Source organism: Pseudomonas sp. MWU13-2105 (assembly GCF_023242315.1).
Taxonomy (GTDB): Bacteria; Pseudomonadota; Gammaproteobacteria; order Pseudomonadales; family Pseudomonadaceae; genus Aquipseudomonas.
Genome location: NZ_JALLIY010000003.1, coordinates 241972 through 261117 on the forward strand (window position 1 = coordinate 241972; position 19146 = coordinate 261117).

The window sequence follows — 19146 nt, forward strand, 5'->3', positions numbered from 1 at the left end:
GTGCCAGTGCACAGGCTTTGCCGGTGTACCCTGTGCTGCTGAACAAACCTCGCCCCACCTGAACCAAGGACCCTACCGCTATGTTCGAACTGGACCATGACCTTGCGCAGGATATCGTCGATCGTACGATGGCCATTCTGCCCTACAACGTCAATGTCATGGACAGCCAGGGCCTGATCCTGGGCAGTGGCGAGCCGGAGCGGATCAATACCCGCCACGAAGGCGCGCAACTGGTGCTGGCGAACGGCCGGGTGGTGGTCATCGACGAGCAGGCGGCCAAGTGCCTGAAGGGCGTGCAGCCGGGGATCAACCTGCCGCTGATGCATGACGAACGGCTGATCGGTGTACTGGGCATTACCGGTGAACCGGAGCAACTGCGCACCTACGCCGAACTGGTGCGCATGACCGCCGAAATGCTTGTCGGCCAGCGTCATCAGCAGGCCGAGCAGCAGTGGCGGCGCCAGCGCTGCGACGACCTGCTGGCCTTGTTGCTCAGTGACCAGGGCGATTCGCCACGGCTGATCGACGAGGCCCGGCAGATGGGGCTCAAGCCGCAGTTGCCACGGATTCCCTACCTGTTCGAGCTGGACCCGGGGCAGAGCGCCGAAGCGTTGCTGGCCTGGTTGCAGTCGCGTTATCCCGACAGTTGGTGCGTGAGCGGCTCGACCGCCTCGCTGCTCTGGTGTCGGCCAGCGACGCTGATCCTCGACGATCAGCGCCTGCTGGAGAAGCTCGACAGCCTGGGCTGGAAGATCGCCCGCGTGGCGGTGGGCGGGCCGGCCGACGGCTTGCAGGGCCTGCGTCGTTGCTATCGGCGGGTCGGCGATCTGCTCGCTTATGGCCGGGATGTCTTGCCCCACAGCCGCCTGTTGCCGCTCAATCGTTATCGTTTGCCGGTGATGCTCTGGCGGCATCGCGGCGACGATGCGCTGGAAGAGTTGCTCAAGCCGTTGCGCAAGGTGCTTGCCAAGGACAGCAACGGCCAGTTGCTCGCCACCTTGCGCAGCTGGTGCGAGCATGACGGCCAGAGCCAGGCCTGTGCCGAGGCGCTGGGGATTCACCGCAACAGCCTGCGCTACCGGATGGAGCGGATCGCCGAAATCAGTGGTGTCGATCCGCTGCGCCTGGACGGGATGCTGGCGTTGTACCTGGGGGTGCAACTGTTGCCCCACGGCGAGGTGCCAACCTAGATAGCGTCGCTGCGTTCAACGCGATCCCTGTAGGAACCGGTTTGCCGGCGATGAGGCCCTAGAGTCTTGTATCGTTCTTGTCGCCGCCGTCGCCGGCAAGCCGGCTCCCGCGCGGGATTGGACGAACTACCAGAGATCGTTTGTAGGAATGAACAATAAAGCCCGCCCGGACTTGTGCAGCAGACTGGCGTCATTCCCTGTTTCAACTGGCAGCATGGACGTCACAAGAACTGGAGATCGCCCCCATGAAAATCATCATCGCCCCCGACTCGTTCAAGGACAGCCTCAGCGCCGAAGGCGTGGCCCGGGCGATTGCCGAAGGCCTGGCGCGGGTGCTGCCCGAGGCGCAGTTGATTGAATGCCCGATGGCGGATGGCGGCGAGGGGACGGTGGCCTCGGTGTTGGCGGCGTGCAATGGCGAGTTGCGCCAGCAGCGCGTGCGCGGTCCCCTGGGGGCAGCGGTAGATGCGCATTGGGGCTGGTTGCCGAGCAGCGCCACGGCGATTATCGAGATGGCCGAGGCCAGTGGTTTGCAACTGGTGCCGCATGCGCAGCGCGATGCCTGCATCACCAGTACTTTCGGCACCGGTGAGTTGATCCGCGCGGCCCTGGATGCCGGTGCGCAACGGATCATCCTGGCGATCGGTGGCAGCGCTACCAACGATGCCGGTGCTGGTGCCTTACAGGCCCTGGGTGTGGGCCTGTTCGATGGCCGCGGCGAGGTCGTGCCGGCAGGCGGCCTGGCCTTGGCCGCAGTGGCGCGGGTGGCCCTTGAGGGGATCGACCCGCGCATTGGCCGGGTGCGTTTCGAGATCGCCGCCGACGTGAACAATCCCCTGTGCGGCGAGCAGGGCGCTTCGGCGATCTTCGGTCCGCAGAAAGGCGCGACCCCGGCCCAGGTGCGTGAACTGGATGCGGCCCTCGGGCATTTCGCCGATCTGTGTGCCCGGGTGCTGGGCCAGGACGTGCGTGACCAGCCGGGCAGCGGTGCGGCGGGCGGCCTGGGCTTCGCCGCCAAGGCTTTCCTCGGCGCGCGCTTTCGGCCCGGTGTGGAGGTGGTGGCGGAACTGGTGGGGCTGGCCGCGGCGGTGCGCGGTGCCGACCTGGTGATTACCGGCGAAGGCCGCTTCGATGCCCAGACCTTGCGCGGCAAGACCCCCTTCGGCGTAGCGCGGATCGCCCGGGAACAGGGTGTGCCGGTAATCGTGCTGGCGGGCACCCTCGGTGAAGGGTATGAGCAGATGTACGCCCACGGGGTCGACGCGGCTTTTGCCTTGGCGTCCGGGCCCATGAGCCTGGAACAGGCCTGTCGCGAGGCGCCGCGCCTGCTGAGTGCGCGGGCCGGGGACATTGCCCGGGTCTGGAAGCTGGCGGCCGGTTCACGGGGCTGTGGTATTGCCGGGAAATCGTCCCGTCCGTGAAGAATGACAATGTCCGGTGTCTCCTCGGGCCATTCAGGGCTAAGCTTGCGATCAGTCCAAGGTTTCGGACTTGTCTGCCCGGAGATGTTCCATGGCTCGTGCCCGCCCGCAACTGATCAGCGCAAAACTTGCAAAATTGCACCCCACCCAAGTCACCGTCGGCCTGCAAGAGGTCGCCCTCAAGCAAGCCCAATGGCAAACCCTCAAGCGCAAGGAGCGCGAAGCCGCCCTCGATAACCACTGGTTTCCCTGCGTGCTCGGGCCGGAAGGCCGGCACTACATCGTCGATCACCATCACTTCGGCCTGGCGCTGATGCAGGAAGAGGTGAAGAAGGTCTCATTGGTGGTGCTCAAGGACCTCTCGTTCGTCGAACCCGCGAGCTTCTGGACCATCATGGACTTCCACCAGTGGGTCCATCCCTACGACGCCAAGGGTATTCGCCGCGGTTACGACAAAGTCCCCGGGTGTATCAGCGAGCTACAGGACGATCCCTATCGCAGCCTGGCCGGTGCCTTGCGCCGGGCCGGTGGCTTTGCCAAGGATGTCACGCCCTTCAGCGAGTTTCTCTGGGCCGACTTCTTCCGCACGCGCATAACCGCCGCCGAACTCGGTTCGTCGAGCGAGCAGTTGCAGGCGATCGCCCTCAAGCTGGCCCGTAGTCAGGCCGCACGTTACCTGCCGGGTTGGAGTGGTCCGATCGATGCCTGAGCCGTCCGTATCGCCCACCCCGATGCCCGCCGAGGAAACCACACGCGGTTGGGCGGATCTGATTGCCGGGCTGTCTATTGCCGGCTTGCTATTACCCGAAGCGGTCGCCTATTCCAGTATCGCCAACGTACCGCCCCAGGCCGGGGTCATCGCACTCTTCGCCGGGCTGCTGTGCTACGGCCTGTTCGGCACCAGCCGTTATGCGATTGTGTCCGCCACCTCATCGTCGGCGGCGGTGCTGGCGGCGGCCACGGTCTCGGTGGCCGGTCCCGACATGGCGCTGCGCCTGACCATGGCCATCGGCCTGGTGATGATCACCGGCCTGATGTTCCTGCTCGCCGGCCTGTTCAAGCTGGGCAGCGTCACATCCTTCATTGCCAAGCCGGTGTTGCGTGGCTTTGCCTTCGGCCTGGCGGTGACCATCATCCTCAAGCAGTTCGCGAGTATCGTCCATGTCAACCCCGCCCACGGCGATCTGATCCGCTTCGTGCCCGAATTGCTCAGCCAGTTGCCACTCTGGAACTGGGCCGGTGTGGTGGTGGCGGTCGTCGCCCTGATGCTGCTTTCGGTGCTCGGCCGCTACCGGCGCTTGCCGGGTGGGTTGCTGGTGGTGATGCTCGGCGTCGCGGCTGGCAAGTGGCTGGATCTGCCTGGCTACGGCGTCAACCTGATCGGCGTGATCGACCTGCAACTGGCGGTGCCGTCGCTGCCACGTCTGGGCTTCTCCGAGTGGCTGAAGCTGGTGGAGCTGGGCTTTGCCATGGTGATGATTCTCTACGCCGAGTCCTATGGCTCGATCAGCGCCTTTGCCCTCAAGCACGGTGACCGGGTCCACTCCAACCGCGACCTGCTGGTACTGGGTGGCGCCAACCTGTTGTCCGGCCTGTTCCATGGCATGCCCGCCGGTGCCGGCTACTCGGCGACCTCGGCGAATGACGCCGCCGGTGCCACTTCAAGGTTTGCCGGGGTGGTGGCGGCGCTGGTAGTGCTGGTGATCGTACTGACCTTGCTGCCGCTGATCGCCCTGACGCCGGAGCCGGTACTGGCGGCCATTGTCATTCACGCCTTGACCCGGGCCCTGAGCCTGGAGCCCTTGCATCGTTACTTCATCTGGCGGCGGGATCGCTTCCTGGCGATCTGTGCGGTGGCCGCGGTGTTGCTGCTCGGGGTGCTGGATGGCCTGCTGGCGGCGGTGGCGATCAGCCTGATGCTGATGTTGCGGCAAATGTCCTCGGCGTCCATCCAGGTACTGGGGCATATCGCCGACGGCCATGATTTTGTCGACTGTCAATTGCATCCCCAGGCCCGCGAAGTGCCCGGGCTGTTGATCGTGCGACCGGGCGAGCCGCTGTTCTTCGCCAACGCGGAACGGATCCTGGGCAGTGTCTCGCGGCAGGTTCGCCTGCAAGGTCCGCAGGTGCATTCGGTGATTCTCAGCCTGGAAGAGTCGCCGGATCTCGATGGCACCAGCCTGGAAGCCTTGCAGGACTTTATCCTGCGGTTCCAGGTCGAGGGCAAGCGGTTGTTGTTCGCGCGCTTGAAGCACGCTGCGCATCAGGCCCTGCTGGCAATGCCCGGCGAGACGCTGGCGCAGGTGACGCTCAGTGATTTGAGCGTGTATGCGGTGGTGCAGCAGGTCAATCAGCCGAGCGACACGGGCAACCCGAGCTGACCTTCGCCGGGCTGCCGGCCCCCCCGCGCCAAGGCGCGGGGGGCGTCACTGTGTTCAGGTCGGCAGCGCCATCGAGTCGATGAGCTTCACCCCGGCACTTTCCATCTCGCCCAGCGCGCGCTGTAGTGAGCCGTCGAGGTCAATGGCCCGGCAGGCGTCGACGATCAGTGCGGTGCTGAAACCCGCCGCCCGGGCATCAAGGGCTGACCAGGCGACGCAATAGTCCAGTGCCAGGCCGACCAGGTAGACGCTGTCGATACCGCGCTCCTTCAGATAGCCGGCCAGGCCGGTGGGCGTGCGCCGGTCGGCTTCGACGAAGGCCGAATAGCTGTCGATGTCGCGGTTGCAGCCCTTGCGCACGATCAGTTGCGCATGGGGCAGGTCCAGATCGGCATGCAACCGTGCGCCGTGGCTGCCTTGCACGCAGTGGTCCGGCCAGAGGGTTTGCGCGCCATAGGGCAGTTGCACGCTATCGAAGGGGGCGCGGCCCGGATGGCTGCTGGCGAACGAGACGTGGCCGGCGGGATGCCAGTCCTGGGCGATGACCACATTGCGAAAGCGGGCGCCCAGGCGGTTGATCAGCGGCACGATCTCGTCACCGCCCTGGACCGCCAGTTGGCCACCGGGGATGAAGTCATTCTGCATATCGATCACCACCAGGGCACAGCGCCGATCGTTCAGGGGCGGCAGGTTGTGGGACGGGGACATAAGACCTCCTTGGAAATGGGATTCGACCTGGAAGATTCTAGTCGTTGCGTCTGCGCCAGGCAGCAGCCCTGACCGTCGGCGATGGCGTCGGTGAGACAGGGATCGCCATCGCTGTTACACCCATTCCGGACTCAACTGGCGAAACGCTGCCTGAGCAGGTCGGCCATGCCGTTCAGCTCAGTCAGCGGGTTGTGTCCGATCAACATATAGGCATAGGTCGGCCCGGACCAGAACACCACGTTCATGCCATGGCGTACTTCCTGCGCCAGGGCCCGGGTCCCGGTTTTCGAGTGGGTGATACACAACGCCAGCGGCCCGTGTTGTGGGTCCAGGTAGTTGATCTGGGCAATCGGTGTATGTTCATACTCCAACATCTGCGCGCGCTTGAGTTGTGCGGCCGGCAGTTGGACCTGGGCCGGCTCAAGCGCCAAGCCCAGGTGCTGCTCGACACTGTGCAACTGGGCCCGATGATCGGCATCGTCGCCGGGCAGGTTCTCCAGTGTCTGCGCCGTGTAGAGCACCATGTAGTCGGCCACCAGTCCACGCCAGCTGATTTCGCTCGACGGCGCGGGTGTCTGCCAGGCCTGGAACAATCGGTCCGCGGCAATTCCCGCGACCATGAAGCTGGCGGCCACGGCGAGAAAACCGCGCCGGCTCATCGGCGCCGCGGCTTCCCTTTCTGTCGGCAGGGCGTGCAGCATGGCCTCCAGGCGGGCCCGGGGCGCCTGTTCGAGCAGTTCGCCATAGGCATCCTGGAACGGCAGGTCGCTGCGCATCAGCCACTCAAGACGCTCGGCCAGCGCTTCGTCATGGGCCAGGGCCGCCTCAATCCGGTTGCGCTCCTCGGCGCCCAGTTCGTCGTCGAGAAAGGCCACCAGTTGTTCATCCGTGGGGGTGTAGTGCGAACGCTGGTCAGTCATCGCCGTTCTCCGCTGTTTGTGCTGGGCACGGCACGCAACGGCGGATGTTCCGCCAGTTTCACGCGTGCGGCGGCCAGCCGGCTCATGACCGTACCGATGGGCACTTCGAGCACCTGGGCCACTTCCTTGTAGGACAGGCCTTCGACGTAGGCGAGAAACACCGTTTCGCGCTGGGCATCGGGCAGGGCATCGACGCGCTTGATCACCTGGGCAGCCAGTACGTGGGTCTGTACCACTTGCTCGCCGTCGAAGCTCAAGGCTTCGTCGGCATCGACCAGGCCCTGGCCACGGCGAACCCGCTGGGAGCGCACCTCATTGAGCCAGATCGAGTGCAGGATGCTCAGCAGCCAGCGGTCCATGCGCGTGCCCGAGACGAACTGCTCGCCGCGCTCCAGGGCGCGGACACAGGTAGCCTGCACCAGGTCCTCGGCGATATGGCGTTGGCGAGACAGCACCAGCGCGTAACGCCACAGGCGCGGCAGGTGCTCCCCCATCTCGGTGCGTATTTCCTTGTCGCTGGCGATGACAGCCTCCGTCTTTAACGGTGATCAGCTTGGGATCGGGTGCGCGATGGCATTGGCCAGGTCTTCGTATTCTTCGCAACCGGTGCCGCAGAGCGACTTGATGCTCTGCAACTGGACCTGGGCCAGGTCGATGCGGCCTTTGATCACGTAGGCTTCGCCGAGGTATTCGCGGACCTGGGCGTAGTTCGGGTCCAGTTCCAGAGCCTGCAGATAGTAGCCGATGCCTTCGTCGGTGCGACCCAGTTTACGCGTGGCATAGCCGCGATAGTTCAGGGCCTTGGCGGTGTTGGGTTGCTTGAGGGTGTCGAGCAGGTCCAGGGCCGCCTGGTACTCGCCGTTCTTGGCCAGGCGGTAGGCATAGTCGGTGCGGTCTTCATCAGGCGTCAGGCTGCTGACAAACGGGACGCAAGCCTTTTTCGCCTTGTTCCATACTTGCCCCTTGGGGCAGGTCGGTGGCATGGACTCCGGCTTTTCGCCCGAAGCCAATGCCGGCGTGCTCGACAGCGCCCCGGCCAGGCAACTGGCGAGCAGGAAGGGAACCGCGAAGGTGGCTTTACGAATGCTCATCGGTAATGCTCCGGTATCTGTTGGCTGGTAAACGCTGTTGCGTCGGGTTTTATTCGCTGCTGCTGGAATTTATTGACCAAGGCCTGTCGCCAGGCGGTCGTGACAGTTGTTATCGAGTGAACACCTGGTGTTGCGGATTTATTCATTGCAGCAGAAAAAAATCGCCCAGCGGGCGATTTTTGCTGAAGGCGCTCATTCCCAGCCAAGGCGGGAATGAGCGGGGCAGGAGTTACAGGCCCAGATCCGAGAGCCCTGGATGATCGTCCGGACGCCGGCCCAGCGGCCAATGGAACTTGCGCTCCTCAGCCTTGATCGGCATGTCGTTGATACAGGCGTAACGGTTGGACATCAGGCCGTTCTGGTCGAATTCCCAGTTTTCGTTGCCGTAGGAGCGGAACCAGTTGCCCGAGTCGTCATGCCACTCATAGGCGTAGCGCACGGCGATACGGTTGTCGGTAAAGGCCCAGAGCTCCTTGATCAGGCGGTACTCCAGTTCCTTGGCCCATTTACGGCTCAGGAAAGCCTTGGCTTCCTCGCGGTTGTGGGCAAACTCGGCCCGGTTGCGCCATTGGGTGTCCAGGGTATAGGCCAGGGACACGCGCTCCGGGTCGCGGGAATTCCAGCCGTCTTCGGCCAGGCGGACCTTCTGGATCGCCGATTCACGGGAGAAGGGAGGAAGTGGCGGGCGAACGTCAGCGTCAGATGACATGGCAATGTCTCCAATTGAGTAGGGTTCAGGCTAGTTGTGTCGCGCTTGGCTCAAGCGGTCGCGGGCCCGTCGGCCACTCGCTCATCCAGAGCGTAGTGGCGATCCGGGACGCGACTCAGAGCGCCAATAACGTTCGCGCCATGCATTGCGCATTATCGGCTGCACCGGGGTCACCCATGACAAGTGCAACGGTAATGGCGCCGTCGATCAGGATCAGCAACTGTTTGCCGGTTGCCTGGGGATCGGCGATGCCATGTGCTTCACAGAGCTCGACCACATAGTCGAGCAACTTCTGTTTGTGTTCCTTGGCCAGTTGACGCACCGGGTCCCGCGGATCGCCGGTTTCGCCGGCGGTGTTGATAAAGGCGCAGCCGCGAAAGCCCTCGCTGGCGAACCAGTCGCCCAGCACGCTGAACAGGGCGAGCAGGCGCTCGCCGGAACTGGCGGCCCGCTCGACTTCGCCGCGATACCACTGCATCCAGCGGATATCCCGACGGCGCAAGGCTTCCAGGGTCAGATCGTCCTTGGTGCCGAAGTACTTGTAGAGGCTTTTGCGCGCTACGCCTGAGGTGCGCACCAGCAGATCGATGCCGGTGGCATGGATGCCACTTTGATAGATCAACTGCTCGGCGGTATCCAGCAGGGTTTCGCGGGTCTGGTTCGGAGTGATTTCGTTCATGGGAAAGAGAGTAGAACGATCGTTCTCCGTGGTCAATCGTCTTTTCGAAATAAACTTCGAAGGGTGAGAGGGGGCAGTCGGCGAGCGCTTGCTCGAACCACTTCAGGTTGGCGGCAAAGCCCTCTTCGAAGGCGCGTCCGCGGGCGGCGCATGGTGTAGACTTACCGATCCTTCGCATTCGACCCTAGCGAGCCCTATGCCGTCGCTCTTCAAACGCTCCCTGTTGCCCAAGCTGCGCAGCTTCCCCCTGGCTGCCGAGGCCTTGACCATCCTGCCGTCGGCCGCCGAGTTCCGGCGTTGCCTGCTGGAGAAGATCGCCGGTGCCCGGCAGCGCATCACGCTGGTGGCGTTGTACCTGCAGGAAGACGAAGCCGGCCAGGAAATCCTCGATGCCCTGCATGCGGCCAAGGCGGCCCGTCCGGAGCTGGATATCGTCGTGGTGGTGGACTGGCTGCGGGCCCAGCGTGGCCTGATCGGGGCCGGCAAGCAGCCGGGCAACAGCGCCTGGTACCAGGCGCAAACCCGCGACCACGCGACGCAAGTGCCGATCTATGGGGTGCCGGTGCAAACCCGCGAACTGTTCGGCGTGCTGCATCTCAAGGGTTTCGTGATCGACGATTGCGTGATCTACAGCGGTGCCAGCCTGAACAACGTCTACCTGCACAAGTTCGACAAATACCGCTTCGATCGTTACCACCTGCTGCACAACGCCGCCCTGGCCGACTCCATGCAGGGGTTGGTGCGCAACGAGTTGCTGGCCTCCCGGGCGGTACGCCGTCTCGACGTTCCGGAGCTGCCGACCACCCGTAGCCTGCGCGGCGATATCGGTGATTTGCGCAGCCGCCTGAAGAAGGCCGGCTATGACACCTCGGCCGGCGGTGAGCCGACCTTCGGCCTGTCGGTCAGCCCGATCGTGGGCTTGGGCAAGAACAACCCGTTGAACCGTCTGGTCTGCGAACTGATCGCCTCCAGCCAGCAGCAACTGAGCATCTGCACGCCGTATTTCAACCTGCCGCTGGCGGTGACCCGGGAAATCAACCGGGCTCTGGAGCGCGGGGTGAAGATCGACATCATCGTCGGCGACAAGACCGCCAACGACTTCTATATCCCGCCGAGCCAGCCGTTCAAGGTGATTGCCGCCTTGCCCTATCTCTATGAGATCAGCCTGCGGCGCTTCGCCAAGCGTCACCAGGCGGTGATCGACAGCGGGCAACTGAACCTGCACCTGTGGCGTGACGGCGACAACACCTATCATCTCAAGGGCATGTGGGTCGACGAGCGTTACACCTTGTTGACCGGGAACAATCTCAATCCGCGGGCGTTCCGGCTGGACCTGGAGAATGCCTTGCTGATCGACGATCCGCGGCGCGAGTTGCTGCAGATGCGCGAGAAGGAGTTGGCCCAGATCATGGAGAATACCCGGCGGATCGACAGCTTCAAGGATCTGGAAACCCTGATGGACTATCCGGAAGCGGTGGGCAAGTTCCTGCGGCGGGTCAGTCGGGTGCGGATCGAGCGGTTGTTGTATCGGATGTTGTAAGGCAGGGGGAAGACAGGGGGAAGACAGGGGTACCGCGTTATCGTTCATCGCGAGCAAGCTTGCTCCTACGGTATCGGGTCGTTCGCGATAGCGAGTTCAACCGAACCATTGTAGGAGCCAGCTTGGCGATGGGGCCATCCCAGGCGATATCAATCCCCCGGGATGAATACCGGCCTCAGTTCAGGCCCAGCTTGCCACGCAGGGTCGACAGGTCTTCGGCCAGGGTCGTGACCGGCCCCACCAGGGCCTTGCGGTCGGCTTCCTTGACCTTGTCATAGGTTTCGAAACCGCCGTCCTTGGTCTTGTACTTGGCCAGGATCTTGTCCACGGCGGCAAAGTTCTTGTCCACCTTGGCGGCGAAGGCCTTGTCCTGCTTCTCGATCTGCGGACGGAACAGGTCGACAATTTTCTTCGCGCCGTCGATGTTGCCCTGGAAGTCATACAGGTCGGTGTGGCTGTAACGGTCTTCTTCACCGGAGATCTTGGTCGCGGCCACTTCCTCCAGCAGCGCCGCGGCACCGCCGACGACCTTCTCGGGTGGGAAGGTCAGGCCGGCGACGCGGGTCTGCAGGTCCTTGACGTCCTTGTTCAGGCCATCAGCCAGGGCGCCGAGGCCGTCGGTGGTGTTTTCCGAGAACAGGCTGTATTCGATACGATGGAAACCGGTGAAGTCTTCAGCTTTCACACCTTTTTCATGGTCGTTGACGCGGGAGTCGATGGCGCCGTCCAGGTCATTGAACAGCTCGGCGATCGGCTCGATCTTCTCGTAGTGCACGCGAGTCGGGGCATAGAGCTTCTTGGCGGTGGCCAGGTCGCCTTTCTTCACGGCGTCGGTGAATTGCTGGGTCTTGCTGGCCAGCTCATCGAGTTCGGCGGTCACGTAGATCTTGTAGTCGGACACCGGGCCCACCAGATCCAGCGGTGCGGTGGCCGCGAAAGCCGAAAGCGGCGTGTGGAGCAAGCCAAGGGCCAACAACAAAGCAAGAGGCGACTTCTTCATGGGACGTTTCCTGGTGAGTTAAGGGTCAAGCAGTGGTTTTTTGTTTTGCAGCTGAAAGCAACGAGCGACCGATAAAGTCCTGATCGCCAGTGACGCCCGGCAGGGTGAAGAAGTAGCCGCCGCCGATAGGCTTGAGGTATTCCTCCAGGGGCTCGCCGTTGAGCCGGGTTTGTACGGCGATAAAGCCTTGCGCCAGATCCGCCTGGTAACAGATGAACAGCAGGCCCATTTCCAGCTGGCCGTTCTTGCTCACGCCATTGGAGTAGTTGAAAGGCCGCCGCAGGATCAGGTTGCGTTGGGTTTCGGCGGTGCGCGGGTTGGCCAGGCGGATATGCGCATCGAGCTTGGTCAGCTTGCCTTCCGGGTCCTTGCTGTAGTCGGGGACCTGGGTTTCCTTCTCGCCATCCATGGGCGCGCCAGTGGTCTTGATTCGGCCGATGATGCTTTGCTGTTCCTGCAGCGGCGTGCGGTCCCAGCGTTCCACCAGGTTGCGGATGATCCGCACCGCCTGGTAGCTGCCGGCCACGGCCCAGGCCGGTTCGTTGGCCCCGGGCTGGACCCATACGATGCGGTCCATGGCGCTGCTATCGTTGGAGTCGGGGTTGGCCGAGCCGTCGCGGAAGCCGAGGAAGTTGCGCGCGCTCTGGGCCGGTTCGCCGGCCTTGAGCGGTGCCTGGGCCGGTACCGTGCCTTCCTGTTTCCAACGCACCAGCAGCAGGTCCGGGGTGTTCTTGACGATATCGCGCAGGGCGTGGATGTTGGTGTCCGGGGTGTTCGAGCAGAACTGGATGCTCAGGTCGCCGTGGCACAGCTCCGGCTGCAGTGCGTCGTTGGGAAAACCGACCATGCGGATCAACTGCTTGGGCTTGACGCCGGCCAGGCCGTAGCGCTCGTCGAACAGCGACTCGCCCACCGCCACGGTGATGGTCAGGTTGTCCGGGGTGACCACCGGGCCGAGAATCCCGGAGTCCAGCGGCGGCAGCTTCTCATCGACCTGTTTCACCGCACCGCCGCTCATCAGGAAGGCGATTCGCTTGTTCAGGGTGCGGAACAGGCGTTCGAGTTCATCACTGTCGCTGGCCAGGACGTCGAAGGAGACGATCATGCCGGCGGCCGGACGCGGGGTGACGATCCCGGTCTGGTGCTTGCCATGGAAGTCGTGGCGGTCCTGGGTCTTGTCGCTGCTTGGCGCTTCGGTGACCTGGGCTGGCGCCTGGCTGGCGGCCATCGCCGGGCAGCTCAGGGCGCTACCGGCCAGGGCGGCACCGGCCACCCCCATGCCCAGCAGGACACGACGGCGTTGGGCGGAAAATTCGGCGTTGTGCTGTTCTGAATCGCTCATGTTCGTATCGTCTGCTTGGTTACAGGCCGGAAAGGCCTAGGGCGGGATCGATTCCATCGAGTGCATCGGCCAGGGCCTTGGCCTTGTCGCTGATCTGCTGGCGTTGCGCGGCACTCACGGTGTCGTAGGTGACATAGTCGTTGGCGTCGCGCAGGCCGTTGAATTCGGCGTCCAGGGCCGTGGCGGCGCTGTCGATCTTCACCAGCAGCTCGCCGGATGACTTGACCAGCAGCGGCCGCATCAGGTCGATGACCTTTTGCGCGGCTTGCAGGTTGGCGGCGAAGCCGTTCAGGTCGACATGGCTATAGCGCTCTTCTTCACCGCCGCTGGCACGGGTATCGGCCATGCTGCGCAGATTGCGCACGACAATGCTGACCAGTTGTTCCGGCGGCAGCGACTGCGCCAGCAATTGTTGCTTGAGGCTGGCGACATCGGCTTGCAGGCGCTGGACGACCGGCACCAGGCCGTCGACGCTGCGTTGTTGGAACAGGCCGTACTCGATGCGGTGGAAGCCGCCGAAGCCCGGGTCCTGCTCGCGTTTTTCGTAATAGTCGGCGCGGGCGTTGATCGTGTTGTCCAGCTCGGCGAGACGCTGGGCGGCCGGGGCCAGACGCTGATAGGCGGCACGGGCCGGGGCATAGAGCGCCTGGGCCTGGGTCAGGTCGCCGGCGGCGATCGCCTGCTCCAGGGCGTCGACCGCCTTGATCAGCGCGATGCCCTGGCTGCTCAGGTAGACCCGGAACTCCGACAGTGGACCGATAAAGGCGGTCATCGACGGACGTGCCTTGGCCGCGGCCTCGGAAGCGGCGGTAGGGCTGACGTGCAAGGTCCCGCGCGGATTGCTCAGCAGCCCACAGGTAATCACGTAATCGCCGGGTTGCAGGTTGGCATTGATCACCTGGCTGAGGCCCGGGGCGATGTTCTCGCGCTCTTCGAGCACCAGCACACCGTCGAGGATTTCCCACTCGACCGCGCGTTGCGAGCTGTTGAGGATACGGAAGCTGTTTGGCCCAGCCGCCACGCTCAGGGCATTCGGCTCGCAGCCGTGGGCCTGGATGGTCACGCTGATTTCGTTGTGATGGGCCTGACGCTTGCCCGCGGCCAGTTGCGAGGCGTAATAGAACAGCCCGCCGGCCGCGATCATCACGATCACCGAGCCGGCTACCGCCCAGCGCAAGGCCTGGGGCGGTTTGCCAGTTGCAGGGTTGGACATGGGGAACCTTACTGGTTGGGAACGGAAGAAGTGTGCGTGGGCGCCGGTGCCGCGGCCGGGATGAAGAACAGCAGCAGGGTGAGCGCCAGGTACAGCAGGTAGGCGCCGAGGACACTGACCGTCGGCGCGTCCTGGTAACCGAACATGCCGGCCAGGACCGAGCCCGCCGGACCGTCCATCGGCAGCGTGGCGCTGATGTCGAAGACCACGCCTTGCAGATGGTTCCACAGGCCGGCTTCATGCAGGGCCTGGACCGAGTTGGCGAGAATGCCGGCGGCGACCACCAGGATGAACAGGCCGGTCCAGCGGAAAAACCGGCCGAGGTTCAGGCGCATGCTGCCGCTGTAGATGGCGAAACCGATGAAAATCGCCAGGATCAGGCCGAGCAGGGCACCGACGGGCGCGCCCGGACCCTCGCTCTGCTGGAACACCGCCAGGAGGAAAAATACGGTTTCCAGGCCTTCGCGAGCCACGGCGAAAAACACCATGGCAATCAGCGCCCAGACCTGATGCCTGGAGCCGGCGAGTGCCTGGTCGAGGGATTCATGCAGGGCGTGCTTGATGGACCGGGCGACCTTGCGCATCCAGAACACCATCGAGCTGAGGATACCGACCGCGACCAGTCCGACCACGCCCTCGAAGAGTTCCTGCTGTTTTTGCGGGAACTCGGCACTGACCAGCTCCAGGCCACCGCCGACCAGCAGGGCGAGGGCGGCGGCGAGAAATACGCCGATCCACACCGCCGGCATCCACTGGCCCCGGCCGGTCTGCTTGAGGTAGCTGGCGATAATGCCAACGATAAGCGCGGCTTCAATGCCTTCGCGCAGCATGATCAGGAAGGGAACCAGCATTCGGTAACGCACCAGTGTTAGAGAGGATGCTAATTTGTAACATAATGATACTCATTACTAAACAGTTTTGATTGCTAATTGCTGAATGGTGGCTGAACGAGCGGGGTAGAGGTGGGAATGCCGTGTATGCGGCAAGTGATTGCTGTCGAGGGAACATGCGCTATGTCAGAGCAGGAGTCGTCGCGATTCCGTGGGTCGGGATTGTCTGCGAAAGCGATCTCATGGCGCCGCAATCTATGGTGGATGGCCGCTTGCAGCGGTTCGCGGGCAAGCCCTGCTCCTACAGGCTTATGTCGGACACAAGATTTGTATTCGACGTCGCACTGTAGGAGCAGGGCCTGCCCGCGAAGCTTCTGATGCCTTCAAGGCCGCCTTCACAGGCGGAATCAGTTATTGAAGTTGCAGGCGTCCGAGAGCTTGAGGTAGCTGACGTTCTCGGGCTTGCCGGCGGTATCGATGAATTTCATATCGGCGGTAACCACTTTGCAGTCCTGGCTCGGTTGCTCGGTCATCGAGGTGACCTTGGCGATGTGCAGGGGCATGCCGTAGTGATAAGGCACGGGTTGGCTGGTGCTGGAGGTGTCGGCCTGGGCCAGGCCGGCAAAGATCGTGAGCGCCAGGGCGCCAGTCACCAGCAGGCTAGGTAGTTTCATGGTGTTTCTCCTAAGCGGCTTGAGCATTCATCCCGGCACCACGAGTGGCGCTGGGTAGGCCGCGGAGGGCGTCAGGGCAAGCCTGCGCGAGCGCGGTCGACTTCACTTTCGGTCCGCAGGATTAACGCTGAATTAAGTACGGGGCTTTTTATTAGGTTGCTAACGGATTGGCTGAAGGCTGCCCGGAAATCACCCACTCCCGCACTGCTTTGGGGCCTTCACACCCACACCTCCGTGGCCTTCCGTAGCACGTTGCGCTGCTAGCGCGTGTGATATTGTTTTTTCAATAAAATCTATCTCATTGATTTATATATATTTTTCTCTCTTTGTTTCAACGCGCTGAATCTGCTGGCACAGTTTCTGCTGTCTATTCCGTTGTTACATACCAAGTTCCGTTATAGCGGAATACACATCATCGGAGTGCAACGTCATGCAGCGTGGACTTTCCTTGTTTAAAGCCTGTGTTTTTCTTCTGGCGGCTTCGGCGGCGGTGGCTGCGCAAGCAGCCGACAGCAAGCTCGATAGCGTGCTCAAGCGCGGTCACCTGATTGTAGGCACTGGCAGCACCAACGCGCCGTGGCACTTCCAGGGCGCAGACGGCAAGTTGCAGGGGTTCGATATCGATATCGGCGGCATGATCGCCAAGGGCCTGTTCAACGACCCGAGCAAGGTCGAGTACGTGGTGCAGTCTTCCGATGCGCGGATTCCCAACCTGCTGACCGACAAGGTCGATATCAGCTGCCAGTTCATCACCGTGACCGCCAGCCGCGCCCAGCAGGTCGCCTTCACCTTGCCGTACTACCGCGAAGGGGTCGCGCTGCTGCTGCCGGCCAATAGCAAATACAAGGAAATCGACAGCCTGCGCGCCGCCGGCGACGGCGTCACCGTGGCCGTGTTGCAGAACGTCTATGCCGAGGAACTGGTGCACCAGGCGCTGCCCAAGGCCAAGGTCGACCAGTACGACAGTGTCGACCTGATGTACCAGGCCATGAGCACCGGCCGGGCCGACGCCGCCGCCACTGACCAGTCCTCGGTCAAGTACCTGATGGTGCAGAAGCCCGGCATGTACCGCAGCCCGGCTTTTGCCTGGAGCCCGCAAACCTATGCCTGCGCGGTCAAGCGCGGCGACCAGGACTGGCTGAACTTCGTCAACACCACGCTGCATGAAGCCATGACCGGTGTCGAGTTCCCAACCTACGCGGCGTCCTTCAAAAAATGGTTCGGTGTCGATCTTCCTTCGCCAGAAATCGGTTTCCCTGTCGAATTCAAGTGATCCGTTAAGGGCAGGGCGCCGAGTGCGGCGCCCCGTCGAAGGTACTGCGAACCATGAACTATCAGTTGAACTTTGCCGCCGTCTGGCGCGATTTCGACACTTTGCTGGCGGGACTGGGCCTGGGCCTGGAACTGGCCCTGGTGTCCATCGCCATCGGTTGTGTGATCGGCCTGATGATGGCATTTGCCTTGCTCAGCAAGCATCGCGCATTGCGGGCGCTGGCCTCGGTGTATGTGACGGTGATCCGTAACACGCCGATCCTGGTGTTGATCCTGTTGATCTACTTCGCCATGCCGAGCCTGGGCATCCGGCTGGACAAGATCCCCTCGTTTATCGTCACGCTGTCGCTGTATGCCGGGGCTTACCTGACCGAGGTCTTCCGTGCCGGCCTGCTGAGTATTCCCAAGGGCCAGCGTGAAGCCGGGCTGGCCATCGGCCTCGGTGAATGGCAGGTACGCGCCTATGTCACCGTGCCGGTGATGTTGCGCAACGTGCTGCCGGCGCTGTCCAACAACTTCATTTCCCTGTTCAAGGACACCTCCCTGGCAGCGGCCATCGCCGTGCCGGAGCTGACCTATCACGCCCGCAAGATCAACGTGGAAAGCTACCGGGTGATCGAAACCTGGATGGTCACCACGGCGCTCTATGTGGTCGCCTGTTACCTCATTGCCCTGATGCTGCGTTACCTCGAGCAGCGTCTGGCGATCCGCCGATAGGAGGCACTCATGTACGAAGCGCAAAGTTGGTGGCATGAGTTGTGGATTGCCCGGGAAACGCTCTGGGAGGGCTTTCAGACCAGTGTCGCGGTGTCGCTCCTGGCGATTATCTGCGGCACCCTGATCGGCATTGTCGCCGGCCTGGTGCTGACCTACGGCAAGTTCTGGATGCGCCTGCCGTTTCGCCTGTATGTCGACCTGATCCGCGGTACCCCGGTGTTCGTCCTGGTCCTGGCCTGTTTCTACATGGCCCCGGCCCTGGGTTGGCAGATCAGCGCCTTCCAGGCCGGGGCCCTGGGGTTGACGCTGTTCTGTGGTTCCCACGTGGCGGAGATCGTGCGTGGCTCGATGCAGTCCATCCCAAGTGGCCAGATGGAAGCGAGCAAGGCCATCGGCCTGACCTTCCACCAGGCCCTCGGTTATGTGCTGTTGCCCCAGGCGCTGCGGCAGATCCTGCCGACCTGGGTCAACTCGTCCACCGAGATCGTCAAGGCCTCGACCCTGCTCTCGGTGATCGGTGTCGCCGAACTGCTGCTCAGCACCCAGCAGGTGATCGCCCGGACCTTCATGACCCTGGAGTTCTACCTGTTCGCCGGTTTCTTGTTCTTCATCATCAACTACTCGATCGAGCTGCTCGGTCGGCATATTGAAAAGCGGGTGGCCTTGCCATGACGACTGATTCCCAAGCACTGCTCAGCATTCGCGGGCTGCACAAACAATACGGCAAGCTCGAAGTGCTCAAGGGCGTCGACCTGGATATGCAGCGCGGCAACGTGGTCACGCTGATCGGCTCCAGCGGCTCGGGCAAGACCACGCTGCTGCGCTGCGTGAACCTGCTGGAAGAGTTCCAGGGCGGCCAGATCACCCTGGACGGCGAGTCCATCGGCTACAGCGAAGTGAACGGCAAGCGCGTCCGTCATCCGGAAAAAGTCATCGCCCAGCATCGGGCCATGACTGGCATGGCGTTCCAGCAGTTCAACCTGTTTCCGCATCTCACGGCCTTGCAGAACGTGACCCTGGGCTTGCTCAAGGTCAAGAAGCTGCCCAAGGACCAGGCCGTGGCGCTGGCGGAGAAGTGGCTGGAGCGGGTCGGCCTGCTGGAGCGGCGCAATCACTTTCCCGGGCAGTTGTCCGGCGGCCAGCAGCAACGGGTCGCGATTGCCCGGGCGATCGCGATGAACCCGAGCCTGATGCTGTTCGACGAAGTCACCTCGGCCCTCGACCCGGAACTGGTCGGGGAGGTGCTGGCGGTGATCAAGGGCCTGGCGGAAGAGGGCATGACCATGCTGCTGGTCACCCACGAGATGCGCTTTGCCTTTGAGGTTTCCGACAAGATTGTATTCATGAACCAGGGGCGTATTGAAGAGCAGGGGCCACCCAAAGAACTGTTCGAGCGTCCGCAGTCGCCGCGTCTCGCGGAATTTCTGAAAAACACCCGTTTTTGACTTTTCATTCAAGG

At 63.0% G+C, this 19146-nt stretch carries 20 protein-coding genes; 9 read left to right on the forward strand and 11 right to left on the reverse strand.

The genetic code is table 11. The features are described 5' to 3' along the window. Positions 1-80: 80 nt before the first annotated feature. From M5B96_RS05930 to M5B96_RS05945, 4 genes are all read left to right on the forward strand, one after another. Positions 81-1190 carry a sugar diacid recognition domain-containing protein gene (locus M5B96_RS05930; RefSeq protein WP_248795771.1) on the forward strand — a complete coding sequence of 370 codons (1110 nt, stop codon included), beginning with the start codon at positions 81-83 and terminating at the stop codon, positions 1188-1190. Between the two features lie 245 nt (positions 1191-1435). Next, positions 1436-2611, forward strand: a complete 1176-nt coding sequence (locus M5B96_RS05935) for a glycerate kinase (protein WP_248795773.1) — start codon at positions 1436-1438, stop codon at positions 2609-2611. A gap of 91 nt (positions 2612-2702) precedes the next feature. After that, positions 2703-3320: a ParB-like protein gene (locus tag M5B96_RS05940; protein ID WP_248795775.1), complete on the forward strand. Its 618-nt coding sequence runs from the start codon at positions 2703-2705 to the stop codon at positions 3318-3320. After that, positions 3313-4992: a SulP family inorganic anion transporter gene (locus M5B96_RS05945; RefSeq protein ID WP_412548583.1), complete on the forward strand. Its 1680-nt coding sequence runs from the start codon at positions 3313-3315 to the stop codon at positions 4990-4992. Before M5B96_RS05940 ends, M5B96_RS05945 begins: the two co-directional genes overlap by 8 nt. A gap of 54 nt (positions 4993-5046) precedes the next feature. Here the strand turns inward: M5B96_RS05945 and pncA are convergent, their stop codons facing one another. From pncA to M5B96_RS05975, 6 genes are all read right to left on the reverse strand, one after another. Further along, positions 5047-5700 carry a bifunctional nicotinamidase/pyrazinamidase gene (gene pncA / locus M5B96_RS05950; protein WP_248795778.1) on the reverse strand — a complete coding sequence of 218 codons (654 nt, stop codon included), beginning with the start codon at positions 5698-5700 and terminating at the stop codon, positions 5047-5049. A gap of 131 nt (positions 5701-5831) precedes the next feature. Then, complete coding sequence (locus tag M5B96_RS05955) at positions 5832-6620, reverse strand: anti-sigma factor family protein (RefSeq protein WP_248795779.1); 789 nt, start codon at positions 6618-6620, stop codon at positions 5832-5834. Further along, positions 6617-7114, reverse strand: coding sequence for an RNA polymerase sigma factor (locus M5B96_RS05960; RefSeq protein WP_248795780.1), 498 nt, complete (start codon positions 7112-7114; stop codon positions 6617-6619). Before M5B96_RS05960 ends, M5B96_RS05955 begins: the two co-directional genes overlap by 4 nt. A 54-nt stretch (positions 7115-7168) precedes the next feature. Beyond that, positions 7169-7711, reverse strand: a complete 543-nt coding sequence (locus M5B96_RS05965) for a tetratricopeptide repeat protein (protein ID WP_248795781.1) — start codon at positions 7709-7711, stop codon at positions 7169-7171. A 229-nt stretch (positions 7712-7940) separates the two neighbouring features. Further along, on the reverse strand, positions 7941-8420 hold the full coding sequence (locus M5B96_RS05970; protein WP_248795783.1) for a DUF1348 family protein: 480 nt from the start codon (positions 8418-8420) through the stop codon (positions 7941-7943). 115 nt (positions 8421-8535) lie between these two features. After that, positions 8536-9099 carry a TetR/AcrR family transcriptional regulator gene (locus tag M5B96_RS05975; protein WP_248795786.1) on the reverse strand — a complete coding sequence of 188 codons (564 nt, stop codon included), beginning with the start codon at positions 9097-9099 and terminating at the stop codon, positions 8536-8538. Positions 9100-9295: 196 nt separating this feature from the next. Here M5B96_RS05975 and pssA point away from each other — a divergent pair, with 196 nt between their 5' ends. After that, positions 9296-10639 (forward strand): CDP-diacylglycerol--serine O-phosphatidyltransferase, encoded by a 1344-nt coding sequence (gene pssA, locus M5B96_RS05980; RefSeq protein WP_248795788.1) that lies wholly within the window; start codon positions 9296-9298, stop codon positions 10637-10639. 175 nt (positions 10640-10814) lie between these two features. Here pssA and efeO (M5B96_RS05985) read toward each other — a convergent pair whose 3' ends face one another. The 5 genes from efeO (M5B96_RS05985) to M5B96_RS06005 form a co-directional block, all read right to left on the reverse strand. Continuing rightward, positions 10815-11639 carry an iron uptake system protein EfeO gene (efeO, locus tag M5B96_RS05985; protein ID WP_248795789.1) on the reverse strand — a complete coding sequence of 275 codons (825 nt, stop codon included), beginning with the start codon at positions 11637-11639 and terminating at the stop codon, positions 10815-10817. Positions 11640-11664: 25 nt separating this feature from the next. Then, the gene (efeB, locus tag M5B96_RS05990) at positions 11665-12981 is read right to left on the reverse strand and encodes an iron uptake transporter deferrochelatase/peroxidase subunit (protein ID WP_248795790.1); all 1317 of its coding nucleotides are present in this window, start codon (positions 12979-12981) and stop codon (positions 11665-11667) included. A gap of 19 nt (positions 12982-13000) precedes the next feature. Beyond that, positions 13001-14194 (reverse strand): iron uptake system protein EfeO, encoded by a 1194-nt coding sequence (efeO, locus tag M5B96_RS05995; RefSeq protein WP_248795791.1) that lies wholly within the window; start codon positions 14192-14194, stop codon positions 13001-13003. A gap of 8 nt (positions 14195-14202) precedes the next feature. Next, the gene (efeU, locus tag M5B96_RS06000) at positions 14203-15045 is read right to left on the reverse strand and encodes an iron uptake transporter permease EfeU (protein ID WP_248795792.1); all 843 of its coding nucleotides are present in this window, start codon (positions 15043-15045) and stop codon (positions 14203-14205) included. A gap of 386 nt (positions 15046-15431) precedes the next feature. Beyond that, on the reverse strand, positions 15432-15698 hold the full coding sequence (locus M5B96_RS06005) for a DUF2790 domain-containing protein (RefSeq protein WP_248795793.1): 267 nt from the start codon (positions 15696-15698) through the stop codon (positions 15432-15434). Between the two features lie 430 nt (positions 15699-16128). Here M5B96_RS06005 and M5B96_RS06010 point away from each other — a divergent pair, with 430 nt between their 5' ends. Genes M5B96_RS06010 through M5B96_RS06025 form a run of 4 tightly spaced genes read left to right on the forward strand, consistent with a single transcriptional unit; the run spans position 16129 to position 19132 of the window. Then, positions 16129-16971: a transporter substrate-binding domain-containing protein gene (locus tag M5B96_RS06010; RefSeq protein ID WP_191488431.1), complete on the forward strand. Its 843-nt coding sequence runs from the start codon at positions 16129-16131 to the stop codon at positions 16969-16971. A 53-nt stretch (positions 16972-17024) separates the two neighbouring features. Continuing rightward, entirely contained in the window at positions 17025-17687 is a 663-nt protein-coding gene (locus M5B96_RS06015; RefSeq protein ID WP_152738858.1) for an amino acid ABC transporter permease, read from the forward strand. 9 nt (positions 17688-17696) lie between these two features. Next, positions 17697-18359 (forward strand): amino acid ABC transporter permease, encoded by a 663-nt coding sequence (locus tag M5B96_RS06020; RefSeq protein WP_248795794.1) that lies wholly within the window; start codon positions 17697-17699, stop codon positions 18357-18359. Continuing rightward, on the forward strand, positions 18356-19132 hold the full coding sequence (locus M5B96_RS06025; RefSeq protein WP_100941152.1) for an amino acid ABC transporter ATP-binding protein: 777 nt from the start codon (positions 18356-18358) through the stop codon (positions 19130-19132). Before M5B96_RS06020 ends, M5B96_RS06025 begins: the two co-directional genes overlap by 4 nt. The last annotated feature ends 14 nt before the right edge of the window (positions 19133-19146 follow it).